General features: G+C 75.0%; 15 protein-coding genes. 7 read left to right on the top strand and 8 right to left on the bottom strand.

Annotated elements, in window-relative coordinates; all coding sequences use genetic code 11:
• Positions 1-61: 61 nt before the first annotated feature.
• Both CP980_RS03410 and CP980_RS03415 read right to left on the bottom strand, forming a co-directional pair.
• Positions 62-5,029, bottom strand: a complete 4,968-nt coding sequence (locus CP980_RS03410; protein ID WP_150492578.1) for a DNA-binding protein — start codon at positions 5,027-5,029, stop codon at positions 62-64.
• Positions 5,026-5,895 (bottom strand): DUF4132 domain-containing protein, encoded by an 870-nt coding sequence (locus CP980_RS03415; RefSeq protein WP_132753862.1) that lies wholly within the window; start codon positions 5,893-5,895, stop codon positions 5,026-5,028. The genes CP980_RS03410 and CP980_RS03415 overlap by 4 nt, the downstream gene beginning before the upstream one ends.
• Before the next feature lie 271 nt (positions 5,896-6,166).
• On the opposite strand from CP980_RS03415, the gene CP980_RS03420 reads away from it, so the two are divergent.
• The 3 genes from CP980_RS03420 (at position 6,167) to CP980_RS03430 (ending at position 7,933) form a co-directional block, all read left to right on the top strand.
• Entirely contained in the window at positions 6,167-6,892 is a 726-nt protein-coding gene (locus CP980_RS03420; protein ID WP_165937201.1) for an HNH endonuclease family protein, read from the top strand.
• Between the two features lie 30 nt (positions 6,893-6,922).
• Positions 6,923-7,207 (top strand): hypothetical protein, encoded by a 285-nt coding sequence (locus CP980_RS03425; protein ID WP_150492579.1) that lies wholly within the window; start codon positions 6,923-6,925, stop codon positions 7,205-7,207.
• Positions 7,208-7,285: 78 nt separating this feature from the next.
• Entirely contained in the window at positions 7,286-7,933 is a 648-nt protein-coding gene (locus CP980_RS03430) for a hypothetical protein (RefSeq protein WP_229906869.1), read from the top strand.
• Positions 7,934-7,961: 28 nt separating this feature from the next.
• On the opposite strand, the gene CP980_RS03435 is transcribed toward CP980_RS03430, so the two are convergent.
• The 4 genes from CP980_RS03435 to CP980_RS03450 form a co-directional block, all read right to left on the bottom strand.
• The gene (locus CP980_RS03435; RefSeq protein ID WP_132753866.1) at positions 7,962-8,495 is read right to left on the bottom strand and encodes a GNAT family N-acetyltransferase; all 534 of its coding nucleotides are present in this window, start codon (positions 8,493-8,495) and stop codon (positions 7,962-7,964) included.
• A gap of 89 nt (positions 8,496-8,584) precedes the next feature.
• Positions 8,585-8,848, bottom strand: coding sequence for a hypothetical protein (locus CP980_RS03440; RefSeq protein WP_150492580.1), 264 nt, complete (start codon positions 8,846-8,848; stop codon positions 8,585-8,587).
• 102 nt (positions 8,849-8,950) lie between these two features.
• The gene (locus CP980_RS03445) at positions 8,951-9,943 is read right to left on the bottom strand and encodes an isopenicillin N synthase family dioxygenase (protein WP_150492581.1); all 993 of its coding nucleotides are present in this window, start codon (positions 9,941-9,943) and stop codon (positions 8,951-8,953) included.
• 289 nt (positions 9,944-10,232) lie between these two features.
• Positions 10,233-13,067 (bottom strand): nSTAND1 domain-containing NTPase, encoded by a 2,835-nt coding sequence (locus CP980_RS03450; protein ID WP_132753872.1) that lies wholly within the window; start codon positions 13,065-13,067, stop codon positions 10,233-10,235.
• Positions 13,068-13,241: 174 nt separating this feature from the next.
• On the opposite strand from CP980_RS03450, the gene CP980_RS03455 reads away from it, so the two are divergent.
• Positions 13,242-14,237, top strand: a complete 996-nt coding sequence (locus CP980_RS03455; RefSeq protein ID WP_150492582.1) for a hypothetical protein — start codon at positions 13,242-13,244, stop codon at positions 14,235-14,237.
• Positions 14,230-14,661 (top strand): peptidase inhibitor family I36 protein, encoded by a 432-nt coding sequence (locus CP980_RS03460; RefSeq protein ID WP_132753876.1) that lies wholly within the window; start codon positions 14,230-14,232, stop codon positions 14,659-14,661. The genes CP980_RS03455 and CP980_RS03460 overlap by 8 nt, the downstream gene beginning before the upstream one ends.
• A gap of 21 nt (positions 14,662-14,682) precedes the next feature.
• On the opposite strand, the gene CP980_RS03465 is transcribed toward CP980_RS03460, so the two are convergent.
• Positions 14,683-15,756: a GNAT family N-acetyltransferase gene (locus CP980_RS03465; RefSeq protein WP_229906868.1), complete on the bottom strand. Its 1,074-nt coding sequence runs from the start codon at positions 15,754-15,756 to the stop codon at positions 14,683-14,685.
• A gap of 335 nt (positions 15,757-16,091) precedes the next feature.
• On the opposite strand from CP980_RS03465, the gene CP980_RS03470 reads away from it, so the two are divergent.
• Together CP980_RS03470 and CP980_RS03475 are read left to right on the top strand one after the other, a co-directional pair.
• Positions 16,092-17,243, top strand: a complete 1,152-nt coding sequence (locus CP980_RS03470; RefSeq protein WP_150492583.1) for a serine hydrolase domain-containing protein — start codon at positions 16,092-16,094, stop codon at positions 17,241-17,243.
• A gap of 52 nt (positions 17,244-17,295) precedes the next feature.
• Positions 17,296-17,925 (top strand): C39 family peptidase, encoded by a 630-nt coding sequence (locus CP980_RS03475; protein WP_150492584.1) that lies wholly within the window; start codon positions 17,296-17,298, stop codon positions 17,923-17,925.
• A 47-nt stretch (positions 17,926-17,972) separates the two neighbouring features.
• Here CP980_RS03475 and CP980_RS03480 read toward each other — a convergent pair whose 3' ends face one another.
• A complete protein-coding gene (locus CP980_RS03480) occupies positions 17,973-19,346 on the bottom strand; it encodes a M64 family metallopeptidase (RefSeq protein ID WP_150492585.1) in 1,374 nt (457 codons plus the stop codon).
• Positions 19,347-19,352: the final 6 nt, after the last annotated feature.

The following is a 19,352-nucleotide window of genomic DNA, read 5'->3' on the forward strand; positions in this document are numbered from 1 at the left end:
CGGGGTGCGGAACCCCCGCGGCACCCCCCACAGGCAGGGGGCGCGCCGCGGGGTCCGGGCGTCAGCGGCGGCGGGGGCGCGTCCGCTTGACCTTCAGGGCTTCGAAGCGCGGTACGTCGCCCTGGCGGACCCGCTGCCAGGCCCGCCGGTAGAGGTCCGCGGCCGGCGCGTCCGGCACGAGCACCCCCAGCACCGGCCGGCCGCCCGGGGCCAGCCCGTACATCGGCAGCTTCCACAGCTCCACCGGCAGCACGGGCGAGGACATCTCGGCCCAGCCGCCCGGCAGGAACAGGGAGCGCCCGGCCCGGGTGCGCGAGGCGGTGACCACCAGCTCGGTGGCGGCCAGTTCGGCGCGGGCGGCCTTCAGCCGGGCCGGCTTCCAGCCCGTCCAGCGGGCCACGTTGCGGTCGGTGGGGTCGGGCATCGCGAGCAGCGCGAGGTACACGGCGGCCGCGTCCGCGCCCAACCCGCAGGCCTCGGACACCTCCGCCACCAGCTCGGGCACCGAGCGGCTCGGGTCCTGCGGCCACCACGTGCCGTCCTTGTCGACGGTGCCCGCCGCCGGCGCTCCCGGATCCGCCAGCAGCGCCGCGAACCGCGGGTCGTGCACGGCCCGCAGCGCCGTCTCCACCGACGAGGGCTGCTGGTCGTCACCGCGCAGCGCCGGCAGGTACGGGTCGGAGCCGGTCGAGTCGAGCAGGGCCGTCCGCAGGGCGGGCCTGGGCCGGTCGTCGTAGGTGGCCATGACCACCGCGCCGTACCGTTCGTACCCCTCGCCCGTCTCGGTCGGCGTGCCCGCCGCCTTGCGGAAATCGGGCAAATGGGTGAAGTGGCCGATGCTGAGCATCAGTTCGGGCGCGGCCAGCCGCTGCCGCACGGCCGTCAGAGCCGGCGGCAGCGCGGCGCGCAGCGGGTCCCCGGCGGGCAGCCGGTGCGCCATCCAGGCCGTCAGGGTGAGGGCGCCGGTCAGGACGGTCGAGGTGAACGGCTCGGTGGCCGGCTCAGCGGGCTCGACGTGGTCCCCCTTGACCTCCCAGGCGACGTCGGCGCTCAGCGCGGGCGACTGGGCCGGGTCGAGGACCGCGGCCAGGGCCCGGTGCGTGGACCAGCCGGTCTTCGCGGCGCGGGTGGCCTCGGCGAGCAGCCACTCGGGTACGGGCGTACGGCGGCCCACGCGGGCGTTCCACACCTGCGCGGCGGCGGCCACGTCCGGGCCTTCGGTCCACAGCCGTGCCGGGTCGGCGGGGAGCAGCGCGGCGACGACCTCGCGCCGCACCTCGATCTGGAGGCTCTTGAGTTCGGACCGGGCGTGCTTGGCGTCGGCCGCCTTGACGCCGAGGGCGGTGCGCAGCTCGGCCGGCAGGAAGTGGTGCTCGTAGCTGTCGATGTTGGGCAGGCCGGCCAGCAGCAGCCGCGCGAGGGTACTGGAGACGCCGGTGAGCCGGGCGAACTCCTCGGCGGCTTCGGGGAAGAACGGCGCCGGACCGCGCTCGGCGGCCTCGGTCAGGAAGAGCGCCAGCCAGCCGGGGTCGCGCTCCCGGTCGCCGAGCGGGGCCGCGCCGCGCACGGTGTAGGGGCCGGGCACGGTGAAGCGGCCGGCCGGGTCGTACAGCAGCGCCCCGAACTCGTGCCCGTCGGATACGGACACGTCGTGCTCGGTGAGGCCGAGGACGGCTCCGCCGCCCAGCGGGAGCAGGCTGCGGTGCGAGGTGTTGCGCTCGATGCCGTCGGGGCTGCGCAGGTGGCGCTGGTCGAGGTGGACCAGGACCCGGCGCCAGCGGTCCGCGGAGCCCTTCGCCGAGTCCAGCCCGAGCGCGTCCACCCGGCCGAGCAGGGTGGACAGGGCGGCCCGCTGCTCCTCGGTGGTGCCGACGGCGACGGCCCGGTAGGCGATCGCCGCGGGCTGGTCCAGCAGCGGCGTGAACGGCAGCGCGGAGTAGGGCAGGGCGGGCAGGTCGAAGTGGAGCCGGCCGGGCACGGCGGCGCTTGCGGTGTCGGCGGCCGCCCGGACCAGCCCGTCCAGGTAGCGGTGGGCGACGTCGCTCTGGGCGCCCCAGCGGTAGTACCCGGTGCCGACGAGGCCGTGCAGCGCCTCGGCGACCAGTTCGTCGGTGGGGCCTTCCGGCTCCCGGTCGCCGGCCGGGGAGTCGGGGTCCAGCCGGGCGGCGACCCCGTCCAGCGCCTCCTGCTGGGTGAGGGCGAAGCGCAGCACCTCGACGATGCCCCCGATCAGCTGGGGGGCGGTGACCTGGGGCAGGGCCGCGCGGACCAGGCCGGGCAGATCGGTGGCCGTCTCGGCGGCGGCCGCCGCCTTGAGCAGGACGCCGATGGAGGCGCCGTCGGCGGCGCGCAGGGCGGCCGAGGCCTCCGGGTCGCGCGGGCGCAGGGCGTACCAGAAGGGCAGCGGCGGGAGTTCGACGCTGCCGGTGGCGAAGGCGGCGGTGCGGTAGTCGCCGCGCGACTGGGTGGTGACCACGCCTTCCGGGTCGCTGATGCTGAGCTCGCGCCAGCGGTGGGTGAGCGCGCGCGGCCGCTCGTCGCCGGGGAAGGTGAGGGCGGCGACGGGCATTTCGGAGCCCTCGGGCACGGCGATCCTGCGGCCGCCGGTGTCGGAGGCCTCCCAGCCCTGCCCGGGGACGCGTACGGCCCGCCAGCCGAGCAGGCCCTCCGCGGGCGCGCCGAGCACCGAGCCCTCGACGGCGGGCGCGGGCCGCAGCCAGCAGGACTGGGCGGGCACCGTGTTGCCGTTGCCGGGGTGCGCGCTCAGCGCGTCCGCGAGGAAGGCGGGTGCCGAGTACCGGCCGAGGGCTCCGTCGGCGGGGTCGTACTCGCGCCAGCCGCCCTCGTGTTCCTGGTCGCGGCGCTGCCACACCCAGTACGAGGTCCCGTCGGACAGCAGTCGCCGCTCGGCCGGCACCTTGGTGTCCCCCGCGTGCAGGACCCCGCCGCCGGTGACGCGGCCGCCGCCCGGCAGGGGCAGGGTGATGTCGTCGGAGCGCAGGTTCCAGTAGCCGCCGTCGATGTCGACGGTGAAGACGTTGCCGGGGTCGGTGTGCCAGTAGCCCTCGACGCCGCCGTTGCCGTAGTGGGCCCAGAAGACGAGCAGTTCGCCGTCGACGTAGTGGAATCCGTAGCGGCGCGCGTTGCTGCTCGCGGCCCGCAGGTCGTGGGTGAGGACGGTGGATTCGGCGTCGATGACGCGGACCTGCTGGGAGTTGGCGACGATCAGGTGGGGCCAGGCCTCGACGACGGTCAGATCGTGCCCGCCCCGGCCGGCGGGGGTCATCTCGGCGACGGCGCTCTCCCAGGCGGGCCAGGAGAGTTCCTCGAAGAGCCCGGCGCGCAGGGTGCGGGCGAGGGTCTCGCCGAGGTCTGCGGCGGCGGCGAGGGCCACTTCCTCACGGGCGAGTTCGAGGGCCTCGGCGGGCAGCCAGGTCAGCCGGCGGATGGCGTCGGGCAGTCCGGGCAGACCGGCGGCGGTGGAAGCGGCGGCCACCTCGTGCATCCACTCGGTGAGCATCGGGCGGCCGCCGGGCGAGGCCGCCAGCAGCCGCATGACCTCCACCGCGTGGTCGTCGCCGCCCTGGCCGTAGGCGGCGCGCCGGAACGCGGGCCGGAAGCGCGGGTCGGCGGCGATGGCGAGGAGGTCGCGCCGCTCGTCGCGGCGCGCCCAGTCGGCCAGGTTCAGCTGGTCGTGGCGCCGGCGGGAGCCCGGGTCGGGCTCGGGGTCGGTGACCGGGACGTCCAGGGAGAGCAGCAGGTCGAGCAGGTCGGCGTCCTCGACGCCCACCTTCAGGCCCGTTTCGCGGCCGGGTCCGGCGAGTTCGGCCCGCTCGGCGAGTTCGGCGCGCAGCCGCCCGGCGGCGCGGGTGACGAGGTCGAGCAGGGCGGGCAGGGTGGGGCGCGAGCCCCAGCCGCTGTGGCGGGCGGCGTGGAAGCGTTCGAGCCAGCCGGCGGCGCCGTCGGAGCAGCGCTGGTCGGCGGGCAGGTCGGCGCTGACGAGCCCGGCGGTGGCGCCGGATTCCTCCAGCAGGCCCAGCCACAGCTCGGGGAGCTCTCCGTCGCCGCCGCCGGGCGGCATCAGGCCGAGCAGGGTGCCCCGTACGGAGGGCACCCGGCGGGCCAGCGCAACGAGCGCGCTGCGGTGGGTCTTCCACCAGCCGTACGCGGCGCGCAGCGTGGCGGGCAGCGGGAGCAGCTCGGCGAGGTAGTCCTGCTCGGCCTCGGTGCCGGTCAGGCCGGCCGCGCGGGCGAGGCGGCGCAGTTCGGTGGCGGCCTGCGCGGAGGGCGGCAGCCCGCCCGCGGTACGGCGCACGCACAGCCGGCGGAAACGCTCGTACGCCTCGGCGGGGCTGACGCGGGCCGACAGTTCCTTGGCATAGCCGGTGAGCACCTTCACGGGGAGGGCGCCGACGAGGGCGAATTCGAGGAACACCCCGTCGAGGCGGTCCTCGTCGACGGCCAGGCCGTGCTGTGCCTCGCTGGTGCGGGCGCGGCCGAACAGCTGGGCGGCGTACGTGGTGTTCTCGACGGCGAGGAAGACGCGGGCGGCCTGCTCGTAGAAGACGGGCAGGAAGTGCGGGACGGCGGCGCCGAGCCGGCCGGCCAGTTCGTGGCAGGCGTCGAGGGCGGCCTTGGGCTTGGTCTTGGCCGTACGGGCGAGCCGGTCGAGCTCGGGGACCACGGCGAGGGCGTGGTGTCCGTCCTCCGGGTGGTGGACGAGGACCCATTCGGGGAAGCCGAGGGCCTGGCGCTGACCGAGGCCGACCACGGGCGGCGGGCCCCCGGCCTCGTCGGGCACGAGCCCGAGGAACCCGGCGGCGAGGTCCTCCGCCGGGCCCAGTTCGGCGGCGGCGAGCCGGACGACGACGCGGTCGTCGGGCAGGGCGGGGTGGCGGTAGGTGCGTGCGGTCAGGTCGACCGCGGAGGGGCCGGCGCCCTCGGTGCCGCTGGGCAGCACGGCGCCGGCCTTGAGCAGCACCTCGGCGGTCTCCGCCGTGATGTCCTTCGTGTCGCTGGTGGTGCTCATCGCGCGTCCCCGCCCTCTTCGATCTTGCGCCCGGCGTACAGCGCCGCGGCCATCCGCATTCCCTCGGACCAGGCGACCGGTCCGACCTCCGTCAGCCGCACCGCCCGGCCGTTCTCGTCGTGCCAGCTCAGGGCGCCGGTGCTCGTCTCGTCCTCGTAGTACGGCTCCCCGATCCAGACGGCCGCCTCGGTGCCCCGGCCGGTGTCGCGGACCTTGCAGGTCGCGTAGCCGCCGGAGACCCGGTACCCGAGGCCGGTCGCCCGCGCGGCCAGGCCGAAGCGGCTGGCGAAGACCCCGCCCGCGTAGTCCCGTACCTCGGTGGCGGTGGCGGCGAGCCCCTCGGGCTTCTCCCAGGTCGGCCGGTGGATCTGCTCGACGCGCTGCACGATGCCGAGTTCGGCCGCGAAGTCCCGTACGTCGTCCAGGTCGGGCAGCAGCACCGGGTGCGGCAGGGTCACCGTGCGCGGGGAGAGCCGTACGGTCTCGCCGTCGAGGTTGACCACCTTCAGCTCACCGGAGGCGGTGGCGTCCCGCAGGAACCCCACCTCGTCCGGGTCCTCGCCGACCACGGCCATGTCGCGCAGCGCGCTCTGCCACGCCTCGTCCGGCCAGACCCGGGCGAGCAGCGCCGTCGGCACGGGCAGCGAGGACACCATCCAGGTGTCCACCTGGGCGATGCAGGCGGCCTCGTGCCGCTCCAGCCATTCGGCGAGCCGGCGCAGCCGGTCCACCTCGGGGTGGTCGCGCAGGGCCTTGGGCAGTGTCTTCAACTGCCGCCCCGCCGCGCGCCCGGTGGTGGAACGCGCCGCCACCCTGCCTTCCACCAGGGCGATCTCGTACCCCTCGCCCGCCGCCAGCCATGCCATCAGTACGTGCCCCTCCGCCTGCCCGAGTCCCGGATGCGCGCAGCGTCGACCAGGGGGCGAATCCCCCCTGAGCTGCGGTATGTCGGGAGACTAGCGAGGGCCTCTGACAACGCCCGTCGAGGGGCCCCGCTCGGCTGCCGCCCGGGCGTCCCGCGAAGGGCACGGCCGGGGGGTGGCGCGGGCGCACCGGGTGGGATGTCCGGTTGATTGTCCGGTTCTGGGTAGTCTTCCCGGGACAGTGTGCGGGGCGGAGCCGGCTCGGGGTGGGTTCATGGGACGTCAGATACGGGTACGGGGCGCGGCCTTGGCGGTGACGGTGCTGCTGGCCGTGGCCGGCTGCTCGGGCACCGGCGCCGCGCCGGGCAAGGACGCGAAGCCGTCGGCGGGCGGTGCGTCGTCCTCGGCGCCGGGCGGCTCGGACGCCAAACCGGCCTCGGGGGACGTGCTGCCGGGCATGGTCGGCGTGGAGGTCGCCCGTACGCAGCTGGCCGCGCTGAAGGTGGCACCGCCCGGGACCATGGCCGGCTACAGCCGGGCCAAGTTCACCCACTGGGCGGAGCAGGGCAACAAGTGCGACACCCGCGAGGTCGTCCTCAAGCGCGACGGCACGGACGTCAAGCAGGACTCCGAGTGCAAGGCCGTCTCCGGCACCTGGAAGAGCCTGTACGACGGGGCCGTGGTCACCGAGGCCTCGAAGATGGACATCGACCACATCGTGCCGCTCGCCGAGGGCTGGCGCTCGGGCGCGGCCGGCTGGGACGCGGCGCGGCGCAAGGCCTTCGCCAACGATCTCACCCACCCCCAGCTGCTGTCGGTGACGGCGGCCACGAACCGCTCGAAGGGCGACCAGAGCCCCGACCTGTGGCAGCCGCCGGACAAGTCGAGCTGGTGCCAGTACGGGCGGGCGTGGACCACCGTGAAGTCGACGTACGGCCTGACCGTGACGGAAGCGGAGAAGAAGATGCTCACCGCGATGCTGGACAGCTGCGCGGCCTGACAGGACGACGGGACGACAGGACGACAGGACATGACCGGACGACAGCAGTGGTGCGACGCGGTCCTGGCCGGACCGGGCGGGGCGATGACGGACGAGGTCGGGGTCATCACGGGCCCGCTGACCCTGAGGACGACGGTGCTCCCGGACGGCGGCCGGGTGCGGATCGAGGTCCAGTACGAGGACGCGGAGGAGTGGTACACCCTGACGGGCAGCCCGGTCCCCCACCGCGGCGACCCGGCGGCCGTCCACTCGGCCGCCCTCGCCGCGGTCCGCGCCGGCCACGCCGCCGAAGCCCCCCGCCAGGCCCGTTCCTGACCCGCCGCGGCACACCCGGCCGGGCCCCGGACCGACCCGGCGCGGCGGACCCGGGCCGTGTTCAGCATCATGATCCCCATGACACCGATATCCGCACCGACACCGATCACCGGCATGGACCTGACCGGCTTCACCGAGCGCGAGCAGGGGGTCTGGACCGACGAGACGGGCCTGGTCCTGTCGGTCCACTTCTTCCCCCTGGTCCCGGACCTGCCGGCGCCGCTGCACGAGGTCGACCGGCTCCGCCACGGCCTGGCGCGGTCCGCGGCCCGGGCCGGCGGAGGGCTGATCGAGGCCGTACCCGGCGCGGTGGACTCCGTCCCGGCCGTACGGCAACTGGTCAAGGTCCCGCGGCCGGGCACCGAGCACGGGCTGGCTTTCCTCGCCTCCTGGACCCTCCCGAAGGCGGCATGCAGCACGGTGGTCAAGGTGCAGGCGGCCGAGCGGGGCACGAGCGGGATGCGGGAGGCCCTCGTCGGCGCCCGGGTGGGCCACGAGAACTACTTCCGCCCGCATCCGTACGGGCCGGACGTATCGGGCGGCCTGCCGTACCACGTCGCCGACCTGGAGGAGTGGGACGCCCAGTTCCCCGAGCACCCGCTGACGCTGGTCCGCGGGGCGCTGCGGCGGATCGCCCCCACCGTGGTCCTGGAGGAGGGCTTCAAGTCCCTCCCGCCGTTCGGCCCGCCGGCCGCCCCGCGTCGCCCCTGGTTCCGCCGGGCCTGACCCAGCGGCCGGGCGGGCGCCTTCCGGGTCAGGCCTCGTACTCGGTCAGGTCGATGCTGTGGACCTGGAGGAGATGGCCGTGCTCCGGGTCCGTGGTGTCGAGGTCGGCCACCATGCCCAGCTTCCGGATCACGTTCTCGGACTCCTCGTGGCCCGACCGGTTGACCGCGATCACCTGGTCGAGGCCGCGGTCCTGGAGGGCGAACTCCAGCGTGGCCTGCGCGGCCTCCGAGGCGTAGCCCTGGCCCCAGTAGGGCCGGCCGAGCCGCCAGCTGATCGCCACGAAGTCGCGCACCTCGGCCGGGGAGTGCGCCACGGTCAGGCCGACCGCGCCGATCAGCTCGCCCGAGGCCAGCAGCTCGACGGCGAAGAGGCCGAAGCCCTCCTCGTCCCACTCCTCCTCCCAGCGCTCGATCTCCTCGGCGGTCTCGTCCAGGTCGAGGGTGGAGCCGTCGCCGATCCAGCGCATCACATCGGGGTCGGCGTTGATCTCCGACAGGGGGACGAGGTCGTCGTCGGTCCAGCGGCGCAGGAGCAGGCGGGGGGTGCGGATCTCGGTCATGCCCCCATCCTGCCGAACACCGCCGACCAGCGGTAATCGGGTCCGCCCGGGCGGCCCGCGCGGACCCGGCCGGCGCCCCCGGCCGCAGGTCACGGGGCGTGGAAGCGGACCTCCGCAGCCTGCGGGCCCGGGCCGTCGAGCAGGCCCACCAGGTGCAGGGTCTGCTGGCCGACCGTGAAGCTGCCGGTGGGGAAGGGAGGTTCGGGCCGCACCACGCGGACGTCCGAGGAGGCGGAAGCGGAAGCGGCCGGCGGCCCGGCCGCCACCGCCGTGCCCGCCGCCGAGAGGGGCAGCGGCAGCGGCAGCAGGAAGACGAGTAACGCGAGGGCTGCGGCGGTTCGGCGTCGATTCATGACGCCGAACCTATGCGGTGCCCGGTGCCCGATCGTCACCTCGCGGAAGGAGCGCGGCTCCCCCCTGCGGGGGAACGCCGGCTCCCCCTCCCGGAGGAGGCGTCAGGCCACCGTGATCGCGTCCAGCTTCGCCCGCAGGTACGTGTGGGAGTCCACGGGCTCGTGCACCACCCGGCCCACCGGCGGCGGCAGCGACTCGACCCGGGTGTGCGGATCGCACTCGTAGAAGTAGACCAGCGAAACCAGCTCTTCGGCCGGGGCGTCCGCGGGCGGTGGCAGCACCCGGTGGCGGCCGGCGCGCCAGCGGTCGCCCGTCCAGCGGGCCATCAGGTCGCCGATGTTCACGGTGAGCGCGGCCGGGTCGTACGGGGCGTCCTGCCAGCCGTCGGCGTCGGTGTGGATCTGGAGGCCGCCCGAGCCCGGCTCGCGGTCGAGGACCGTGACCGTCCCGAAGTCCGTGTGGGCCCCGATGCGGAACTGACCGGGCAGCGGATCGCCGAGCACCTCCGTGCCCGGGTACCAGTTGAGGTTGAACCCCCAGGTGGGGTGGCCGGTGTGGCGGGTGAAGCGGTCGGCTTCGAGGCCGAGTGCGGTGGCGAGGAGCTCCAGCAGCTCGTCGGACAGTGCACGCATCCGGGCGGTGTACTCGATGACCAGCGGCCGCAGCGCCGGCACCTCGGCCGGCCAGGCGTTCGGCCGGAACCACTCGGCGTCCACGGACGGGTCCCCGGTGGGCTCGTCGGCCGCGAAGGACCAGGACTCCTTGAGGTCGGGCGGCGAGGCGGCGCCCTCCGCGTAGCTGTTGGCCTCGGCGCCCGGGCCGAGCCAGCCGCGCCCGCCGACCGCGACCGCGTACGGCTCCTTCGCGGCGGCGGGCAGCCGGAAGAACTCCCTGGCCGCCTCCCGGATCCGCGCCGGCAGCCGCGGATCCACCCCGTGCCCGGTGATCAGCAGGAACCCGGCGGCCTGGAGGGCCTCGTCCACGCGGGCGGCAATCCGCTCCCGCGCCCCGGCCTCGCCGGACCGCCACGGCCCGAGGTCGATCACGGGAACCCGGGAACGAGCGTTGGCGGAGGAACCCGCGGAACTCGCCATCAGGACCTGCCTTCCGAACCGGAATCCGACGTCCGCCCCGAGGCTATCGCCCCGCTCAGCCGCCCGGATCCGAAAGACACCCCCCTAGGTCGTGTCGTCAAAGTCCCGTCTGGTCGGCGGGGTCTGGCACGCACGCTCGCCGCGTTGTCGTCGGTCACCGACGTCCCCCAGCTACCGCTGGGAGGTGCCCCCACCGCGTCGATTCCCTCCTCCGCCTTGCGATCGCACGCACCAGACCCCGCCGACCACCGCCCTGCCGGGGCGGCCGACGCCACTTTGACGACACTCCCTAGCGACGCTCCTCCAGCCCGCTGCAGGGCGGGGAGTAGTCGACGTACGGGAGGTGCGCGGACCACTGGGCGCGGGTGATGCGCGGTCCGGCGTGCGCGCACGCGCCGGCGATGACGCGCGCCTCGTCGGTCCCCGCGAGCCGGACGGTGGCGTCGAAGCCGCCGGAGGCCAGTACCGCGCCGTCGGGACTGAACGCGACCGAGCTGACGGCGGTGACGTGGCCGGTGAGCGTGCTCAGCAGTCCGGGGTGGGCGGGGCGGGCCACGCTCCACACGCGCACCGTGCGGTCGTCGCTCGCGCTGGCCAGGGTCCGCCCGTCGGGGCTGAACACCACCGAGCCGACGACGTCGGTGTGGCCCGCCAGCACGGCGAGCGGGGCAGGATGCCGCAGGTCGCTGAGGTTCCACAGGCGGATCGACGTACGTCCGCCGCTGGCGGCCGCCAGCGTGTGCCCGTCGGGGCCGAAGGCCACGGAGAACACGGCGCTGTCGTGGCCCTCCAGGACGGCCAGCGGCTCCGGCCGCCGCGGGTCGCTCACGTCGGTGAGCCGTACGGTGCGGTCCTCGCCCGCGCTGGCGAGCGTACGTCCGTCCGGGCCGAAGGCGACGGAGCGGACGGCGTCCCGGTGCCCGGCGAGCCGCGCGAGCAGGGTGGGGCGGGCGGTGTCGGCCACGTCCCAGAGCCCCACGCTGCCGTCGCTGCCGGAGGTGGCGAGCGTACGGCCGTCGGGGCTGTAGGCCAGGGAGCGTACGTCGCCCCCTTGGCCGGTGAACGAGGCCAGCAGGGCCGGCCGGGACGCGTCGGCCGTGTCCCACAGCCGGACGCTCCCGTCGGCGGACCCGGTGGCGAGCGCGCGGCCGTCCGGCCGGTACGACACGCAGCGCACGTCGTCGCCGTGACCGCTGAGCGTGGCCACGGCCACGGGGGCGTCGGTGCCGTGCATCCGCCACAGCCGGGCGGTGTGGTCGCCGCTCGCGGTCGCCAGCTGCTCGCCGTCGGGGCGGTAGGCGAGCCCGAGGACCTCCTTGGCGTGCACGGGCGTGGCGGTCATCAGGGTGCTGGCCAGGCCGTCGCGCGTCTTGGCGGTGGGCGCGAGGCGGTACGCGGTCAGGCCCAGCTGTACGGCCAGCCCCGGCTCGGTGTTGGCGAGGTCGGTGGCGCTGTCGGCGAGGTTCTGGGCGACGGCGTCGTTGCGCTGGCGGGTGACCTCGTCCTCGGCCCGTACGGCGTTGGCGGTGGCGACCCCGGCCACCACGACGAGGGCGGCGAGCAGTGCGACGAGGGTGCGCAGACGGCGGGCGCGGCGGCGGGCCGTGTTCCCCGCGGCGGCCTCGGCCGCCGTGCTCGCTTCGAGGAAGGCCCGCTCGCCGGCGGTGAGTCCGACGGCCGCGGTGTCGGCGAGGTCGCGGGCGAGGTCCAGCCGGGTGCCGCGATAGAGGGCGCCGGAGTCCCGGCCGAGCGCCTCCCAGGCGCCCGCGGCCTCGGTGAGGCGCCGGTGGAGGCGTAAGCGCTCGCGGTCGTCGGTGAGCCAGCCGCGCAGCCGGGGCCAGGCGCGGATGAGGGCCTCGTGGGTGAGTTCGACCCGGCCGTCGTCGAGGGTGAGCAGGCGCAGGCCCGCGGCGCGGGCGAGGACGGTCGCCGTGTCGGCGTCCTGGTTCAGCTCCTCGCGGGCCACGGGGCGTTTGGTGTCCTCCGTGCCCTCGCCGAGGGCGATGAGGTGGACGAAGATCTGCTGGGCCAGCCGCTGCTGGCGGGCGGAGAGGGAGGCGTGGAGGGTCTCCGCGGACTGGGCGAGCGCGCCTTCGAAGCCGCCCGCCGCGTGGAATCCGTCCAGGGTCAGGGCGGCGCCGCGGCGGCGCCGCCAGGTCTCCAGGAGCGCGTGGGAGAGCAGGGGCAGGACGCCGACCTGTCCGTGGGCGTGGGCGACGAGCGTGGCCTGGAGGGCGCCTTCCACGGTGAGTCCGGCCCGGCGGGCCGGTTCGACGACGGCGCGGCGCAGTTCGGCCGCGCTCATCGGTCCGACGAGGACCTGGGCGTCGCGCAGGACCTCGACGAGGGCGGCGTGCCGGGTGCAGTGGGCGTAGAAGTCGGCGCGTACGCCGAGGACGACACGGCAGCGCGATGCGGGGTGCCGGGCCGCCTCGACGAGGGCGTCGATGCAGTCGGCGCGCTCGTCGGGGTCGGCGCAGACCGTGAACACCTCCTCGAACTGGTCGACGACCACCACGAGTTCGCCGCCGTCGGCCGCGTGTGCGTCCAGGGCCCGCCGTACGCGCCGGAGGGGGTGCGGCCCGGGGGTGAGGACGTGGACCGCGGCGGGCGGGGTCTGCGCGCTCAGCCGGGGCAGCAGTCCGGCGTGCAGGAGGGAGGACTTGCCGGCGCCCGAGGCGCCGACGAGGGCCACCACGCGTTGCCGGGCGAGGCCGGCGAGGAGGTCCTCGACCAGCCGCTCGCGGCCGAAGAACAGGTCGGCGTCCTCGGTGCGGAAGGCGGCGAGACCGACGTAGGGGCTCCCGTGCGCCCTGCTCCCGCCCGGTTCCTCCCCGGGCTCCGGCGGTTCGGCCTCCGACAGTTGCGCGGCGACGGCGTGCCAGCGGCGCTCCCACTCCCGCGCGTCGCCACCGCAGGCGCGGACGTACGACAGCGTCACGTCGAGGCTCGGCAGCCGCCGGCCGGACGCGGCGCCGGACAAGGTGGCCACGGAGTAGTGCGCGCGGGACGCCAGGTCCCGGTACGGCGGGGATCCGGCCTCGTGGCGCAGACGGCGCAGGGCTGCGGCGAACCGCCTCAGCGGTCCGTCCTCCCCCTCCAGCGGACGCTCCTTGCGGGCCATGTCCTCCCCTTTCCCACCTGGTGAGTTTTCTGCCCTCTGGGGTGGATTGTTCAGCAATTGTTTGTTCACTGCCACCACGCCGACGCCGAACAACGGATCGCCGCTAGACCTGAGTTCGCCGCACCACCGGCGCCCCGCCACCCGGCCGTCGCAGCGAGAGGAAGGAGCACACCGATGCGAGGACAGCACCCCGCCCGGGCCGCGGCCGCGGCCGTGGCGGCCTTCCTGTTCCTGGGAGGCTGCGGTCCGCTCGCCCGGACCGCGGCCGAACCGTCGCCCGAGGCCGCGGCCGGCCGGGCCGGGCGGGCCGCCCCGCTCGCCCCCGCCCGCGAGCCGAGCGCCGCCGAGACCCGGCTGCTGGAGCGGGCCGAGCAGATCCTGATCAGCCGGTGCATGGACGGGCGGGGCTTCCCGTACGCGGTCACCGAGGCCCCGGAGGCCGCGCGGTCCTTCCCGTACGGGGTGGACGACGTCGAGTGGGCGCGGGCCCACGGCTACGGCGGCCGGGACGAGCGCGCCGCGGCGCGGGCCCGGGAGGCCGACCCCAACCAGCGGTACTTCCGCGGGCTGTCGGCGTCCGGGCGCGCGGCCGCCCGTACCGCGCTCATGGGTTCCGCCCCCGTGGGGCTCTCCGCCACCGCGCCCACCGGGATGACCATCACCGCCTCCCCCGAGGGCTGCATCGCGGACGCCGAACGCACCTTGTACGGGGACCTGGCGACCTGGTTCCGCGTCAAGGTCGTCACGATGAACCTGCGGCCGGTGCGCGAGACGCGCGTGCACGAGGACCGGCAGTACGCGCAGGCCGTCGGGGAGTGGGCCGCGTGCATGCGGGCGGCCGGCCGCCCGTACGCGAGCCCCGACGCCTCCCGCCAGGCCGCGGCGCACTTCGGCGAGAGCATGCCGCCGGCCGAGGCCGACGCGGCGGAGGCCGAACTGGCCGTCATCGAGGCGACCTGCGCGTCCGGCACCGCGCTGGCCCGGGTCTCCAAAGCTCTGGACCACACCTACGGCGAACGACTCCGTGCCCAGCACCAGGAGGAGATCGCGCTCAGGTGGCGGCTCCAGGACGGCGCGCTGCCGATGGCGCGCCAGGTATGTGAAGAACACGGCTCCGAGGAACACGGCAAGACACCGAACCCTCGAACTTCCGGAGGATCCCATGCGTAAGTTCCGCACCCTGCTGCTCGCCGGCGCGCTCGCCGTACCGCTGCTCGCCGTCCCCGCGACCATGGCCTCCGCCGGGGCCGCCCCCGCCGCCGCCTCCACCACGGCCGAGCCCTCCGGCGCGGCCGCCGACGGCAACTACTGGGTCTGGGAGGACACCAACCGCGGCGGCCACTCGTGCGGTTGGAGCGGCAACGACTCCGACTGGCGCACCTGTGGGGCCGGCGGCAACTTCAACATGAACGACCGGGCCTCGTCCTGGTGGAACAACGGGTACGCCGGCTCCTTCGGAGACGTGCGCGTCTACGAGAACATCGGCTACGGCGGTGCCTCCACCTGTGCCCCGAACGGCGGGTCCGGCAACATCCCGTGGGAGTGGAACGACCGCATCTCCTCCCACAAGTGGGTCACCAACTGCGGTTTCTGACCGGCGCTTCCCGACCGGCGGCTACTGAGCGGCCGCGCGCAGGCTGTAGCGGGCTCCACCGTCCTCGGTGGAGCCCGTCCGCTCGAACCCCGCCCGCAGGAGCACGGCGTGGGAAGGGGCGTTGTCCGCGTCGACCCGGGCGTGCAGCGCGGTCACGCCGGGCTGGGCGAAGGCCCAGGAGACCAGGCCCTTCAGCGCCTCGGTGACGTACCCGTTGCCGCGGGCCGAGGGGACGAGGTCGTAGCCGACCTCCGCGTTCCCCTCTGCGTCGGGGGCGCCGTGGAAGCCGATGCCGCCGATCGCGCGCCGGTCCTGCGTACGGACGATGGCGTACGCGCCCCAGCCCGGACGGAACGTACCCTCCTCCCGCGCCTTGGCCACCATCCCGGAGGCGAACCGGGTGCCCTCACCGGGGCCGTCCTCGGCCCAGGCGAAACCACCGGTGCCGTCGCCCTGGAGGTCGCCCGCGACCAGCGGGGAGATCTCGCAGAGCACGACGCGTTCGGCGGTGACGGGTTCGGCGTACCAGCGCCAGGCCGTGCGGCGGGGCAGACCGGGGAGCGCGCCGCGGCCGGTCGCCCACAGAAGGGTGGGCCACGGGGCGGCGAGGTCGCGCGGCACCTGCGGGAAGAGCCGGTCGAGGACCTGCTCGCACAGGTCCGCGTCGGGCTCCCAGCCCGTCACGCCGAGACCGCCCAGGATGTCGTGGGTGTGCAGCAGCGTCTCGACGACGCCCATCGCGGCGAAGCCGTCGGGGCCCGCGAAACCGTACGGGTGCCAGGCCCGCACCGCGGGGTCGGTCACGGCCACCGCCGCGGACAGCAGCCCCCCGGTGGCCTCTATGACCTGGATCAGGCCGTCAGGGGTGGTGCCCGGGTCGGCGCTGATGTCGAAGGGGGCGTACCCGCTGGTGGAGCGCCCGGTGAGCTGGGTGGCGTACCCGGTGAAATCGCTGGCCACGTGCACGGCGGTGTCGTAACAGCTCCACTCCAGGCCGGCGGCGGGCACGGACCAGTCGAGGTGCGCCACCTCCCGGAGGGCCTGCGCGGTGAGGGAAACGGATCGGTCCACGGCTTCGGAGCTCATGATCGTCATGGCCCGCACCTTAGGACCGTCTTCCGGGCCCGGGCCACCGGATATCGGTACCGCATGTCCCGTCCTTCCTACACCGGTACCCGTATCCCTCCCCCGATACGTGGCCCGCACACCTGACGGAGGGGGTCGTGGCCGGTCCGCGCCGGCCGCGGCGCGGACCGTGCCGCTCGTCCTGACCGGGTACGCCGCCCCGCGCATCCGGCGCAGGGCACCGCGCCACCCCGCCTCCTGGTGGTGACCCGGCCGGTCCTGCCGCGCGTCCGACCGATGAATGCGGGGCGCTGCGGGAGTCTGTGGGAGGAGGCATCCGCAGCGGGATCGGGAGAGGTGGAGTGATGAGCGACCTGCGCGACATCCTGGAACGGCACGTGAGGAGCGGATCGCTGCCCGGGGCGGTGGGCCTGGTGGCCCGCGGCGACCGGGTGGAGGTGGCGGCCGTCGGCTCGACCGACGTCGAGGGCACCGCTCCGATGGTCCGGGATTCGATCTTCCGGATCGCCTCGATGACCAAACCGGTGACGGCCGTGGCCGTGATGACGCTGGTCGAGGAGGGGCTGCTGGCCCTGGAGGACGAGATCGCGCCGTGGCTGCCGGAGCTGGCCTCGCCGCTGGTCGCCCGTACGCCCGCCAGCCCGCTCGACGACCTGGTGCCCGCCGAGCGCCCGATCACCGTGTTCGACCTGCTCACGTCCCGCGCCGGGTACGGGTTCCCGTCGGACTTCTCGCTGCCCGCGGTGGGCCCGCTGGTCAGCGAGGTGAAGCAGGGGCCGCCGCAGCCGCAGCACCTCCCGGGGCCGGACGAGTGGCTGAAGACGCTGTCGGGTGTTCCGATGCTGTACCAGCCGGGCGAGGCCTTCCTCTACAACACGTGCTCCGACATCCTGGGGGTGCTGATCGCCCGGGTCTCCGGGCAGTCCCTGCCCGAGTTCATGGCCGAGCGGATCTTCGAGCCGCTGGGCATGGCCGATACCGGGTTCAGCGTTCCGGCCGGCGACCTGGGGCGGTTCACGAGCTTGTACCGCGGCGGCGACGGCGGCCTCGCCCTGGCCGACGCCCCGCACGGGCAGTGGAGCAGCCTTCCGGCCTTCCCCTCCGGTGCGGGCGGGCTCGTCTCGACCGCCGACGACTGGTGGGCGTTCGCCCGGATGCTGCTCGCGCAGGGGGCTCTGGACGGGGACCGGGGGCGGCTCCTGTCGGCCGTGTCGGTACGGAAGGTCACCACCGACTGGCTGACCCCGGCCCAGCGGGCCGCCGGCGAGCTGTTCCTGGAGGGCCAGGGCTGGGGGTTCGGCGGCTCGGTGGACGTCGTGGCCCGCGAACCGTGGAACGTGCCGGGCCGGTACGGCTGGATCGGCGGCACCGGTACCGCGGGGCACGTCACCCCGGCCACCGGCGCGGTGTCCATCCTGCTCACGCAGGTGGAGATGGACAACCCGACGCCGCCCGCCCCGATGCGCGACGTCTGGACGTACGCGGCCACCGCCTGAGCGGCGACGGCCGTGCGCACCCGCCTCCCGGCATGGTCCAGACTTGGGCGGCATGATCCGTCCCACGAGCGACCGTCCCGTCCCGTACCACTCCCAGTGGGAGTCCGCCGACCTCGTCCCCGAGTTCATCGCCGGCAGGAGCGCGGTCACCGATCCGCTGTGGCAGGAGTCGGGGGCCGACACCGCCGAGGAGTACGCCTTCTGGGCGCCCCGCATGTGCGGGGTCGCCTGCCTGCGGATGGCCCTCGACCACTGGGGCCTGCCCGTCCCGCCCTCGCTGCCCCTCCTGCGGGAGCTGTGCGACGCCGGGGCGTACGTCCGCGAAGGGGACAGCGTGCACGGCCTGATCCACCGCCCCTTCGCCGCGTACGCGGGCATCCGGTACGGCATCCGCGCCGAGGCCGTCGCCGACCTGCCGCCCGACCGGATCCGGGCCACGCTGGCCGTCGGCGGCCTGGCGATGCTCTCGGTCCACAAGACCATCCGCACCCTCGACCCCGAACCGGAGGCCAAGGGCGGCCACCTGGTCCTGGCCGTCGCGGCCGACGACGAGCACGTCATGATCAACAACCCGTCCGGCTTCCCCGGCCACTCCCAGCAGCACGCCCCGGTGCCCTGGGCGGCGCTCCCCCGCTTCTACGCCGCCCGCGGGATCCTCCTCGAACCCCCCACCCCCACCTGACGCACCGTCCGGCAGAAGTCCGGGGCTCCGGCCGGGTGGCTCGTCCGTTACAGGCGGACCGTCCAGTCGACCGTGGACTTCAGGGTGCGGGCGATCTTCGGGTCGCGGACCGAGGGCGTGCGGTCCTCGGCGGTGACCGACAGCCTGTGCGTGCGCAGGTCGAGGAGCCACAGCTCGGCGACCGCGACCTCGGTGCGGCCCGCGAACCGCCTCAGCTCCCGGCCGTCGAGGTACCAGCGGACGTCGAGCTGCCGGCCGTCCGCGCCGGCCAGGCGGGGCACGGAGACCTTCGCCGTGTTGCGCAGCCGCAGCGTGCGGCCGGTCGGGGTGAGCGGGGTGACGGGCTTCGCGTGCTGGTAGAAGCCGGCGATCATCGCCTCGGTGCCGGGCAGGTTGAAGGGCTTGCCCAGTACGCGCATGATCGAGTTGTCGGTGGGCCGGTAGAGGCCGGTGACGTAGTAGCCGCCGCCCTCGTACGCCCCGACCGTGCCGCCGTCGGGTGACGCGGCGCCGAGCCAGCGGTACCACTTGGCCCGTTCGGCGGCCATCCGGTCGGCGGGCAGGGTGGAGGTGTTGGAGTCGGCGGGCTCGGGGCCCTCGTACTTCTCGTAGCCGGGGGTGTCGGGGTAGAAGTATTCGTCGGCCAGCTTGCCCAGCGAGTGGCCGGTCTCGTGGATGGCGACCTGCCCGGATTTCGCGTTGCCCGCGGAGGCGGTCGATATCCCCTCGTAGCCGAGGGCGGCGCTGGGCTCGTTGTACCCGGCCCCGCCGTACTTGGCGCTGTTGGAGAGGACCAGGACCAGGTCGGCCGCGGGCGCCTTCGCCACGTAGGCGTCCACCTTCGGCTGGTCGATGCAGAGCAGCCGCTCGATGTCCTCGCACCAGAAGTACGAGCCGAGGGCGGTGTCGCGGACGGTGGCCGGGGTGGGGTCGCCGGAGACGCCGGAGTCGTGCGAGACGGCGTCGACCGTCCAGACGTTGAAGAGGTTCCGGTACGTGGAGTACGGCTCCACGGCGGTGATCTCGGCCCACTTGGCCCGGGCGTCGGCGTGGAAGCGGTCCTGCTCGGCGGCGGTGTACCCGTCGCCGACGACGACGATGTCGAGGCGGTCGGAGGTCGGGCCGTTGTCGACCAGCTCGGCGACCTCGCCGTCGGCCGCCCGCTCGGCCTCGGACAGCTGCGGGGCCTTCTTCGCCTTCCCGGCGGCGGGGACGCGGATGTGGCCGGATCCGGCGACCGTGCCGTCCTGCGGCCCGGGAACCTCCACCTCGGTCCCGGTCCCGGAGCCTGTCCCGGCCTTCGCCGGTATCGGGGGCGGCGCCGCGGCCGCCGTGCCGAGCGGGCCCGCGGCCAGCAGCAGGGCCGTCGTACAGGCCGCGGCGAGGGCGGCGCGCAGCGTCAGGCGGAGGGACGCGTCCATGGAGTT

Source organism: Streptomyces vinaceus (genome assembly GCF_008704935.1).
In the GTDB taxonomy this organism is placed as follows: domain Bacteria; phylum Actinomycetota; class Actinomycetes; order Streptomycetales; family Streptomycetaceae; genus Streptomyces; species Streptomyces vinaceus.

Coding starts and splice junctions, on each gene's coding strand:
- CP980_RS03410 (WP_150492578.1), bottom strand. CDS start 5,029: ATGAGCACCACCAGCGACACGAAGGACATCACGGCGGAGACCGCCGAG.
- CP980_RS03415 (WP_132753862.1), bottom strand. CDS start 5,895: ATGGCATGGCTGGCGGCGGGCGAGGGGTACGAGATCGCCCTGGTGGAA.
- CP980_RS03420 (WP_165937201.1), top strand. CDS start 6,167: ATGGGACGTCAGATACGGGTACGGGGCGCGGCCTTGGCGGTGACGGTG.
- CP980_RS03425 (WP_150492579.1), top strand. CDS start 6,923: ATGACCGGACGACAGCAGTGGTGCGACGCGGTCCTGGCCGGACCGGGC.
- CP980_RS03430 (WP_229906869.1), top strand. CDS start 7,286: ATGACACCGATATCCGCACCGACACCGATCACCGGCATGGACCTGACC.
- CP980_RS03435 (WP_132753866.1), bottom strand. CDS start 8,495: ATGACCGAGATCCGCACCCCCCGCCTGCTCCTGCGCCGCTGGACCGAC.
- CP980_RS03440 (WP_150492580.1), bottom strand. CDS start 8,848: ATGAATCGACGCCGAACCGCCGCAGCCCTCGCGTTACTCGTCTTCCTG.
- CP980_RS03445 (WP_150492581.1), bottom strand. CDS start 9,943: ATGGCGAGTTCCGCGGGTTCCTCCGCCAACGCTCGTTCCCGGGTTCCC.
- CP980_RS03450 (WP_132753872.1), bottom strand. CDS start 13,067: ATGGCCCGCAAGGAGCGTCCGCTGGAGGGGGAGGACGGACCGCTGAGG.
- CP980_RS03455 (WP_150492582.1), top strand. CDS start 13,242: ATGCGAGGACAGCACCCCGCCCGGGCCGCGGCCGCGGCCGTGGCGGCC.
- CP980_RS03460 (WP_132753876.1), top strand. CDS start 14,230: ATGCGTAAGTTCCGCACCCTGCTGCTCGCCGGCGCGCTCGCCGTACCG.
- CP980_RS03465 (WP_229906868.1), bottom strand. CDS start 15,756: ATGACGATCATGAGCTCCGAAGCCGTGGACCGATCCGTTTCCCTCACC.
- CP980_RS03470 (WP_150492583.1), top strand. CDS start 16,092: ATGAGCGACCTGCGCGACATCCTGGAACGGCACGTGAGGAGCGGATCG.
- CP980_RS03475 (WP_150492584.1), top strand. CDS start 17,296: ATGATCCGTCCCACGAGCGACCGTCCCGTCCCGTACCACTCCCAGTGG.
- CP980_RS03480 (WP_150492585.1), bottom strand. CDS start 19,346: ATGGACGCGTCCCTCCGCCTGACGCTGCGCGCCGCCCTCGCCGCGGCC.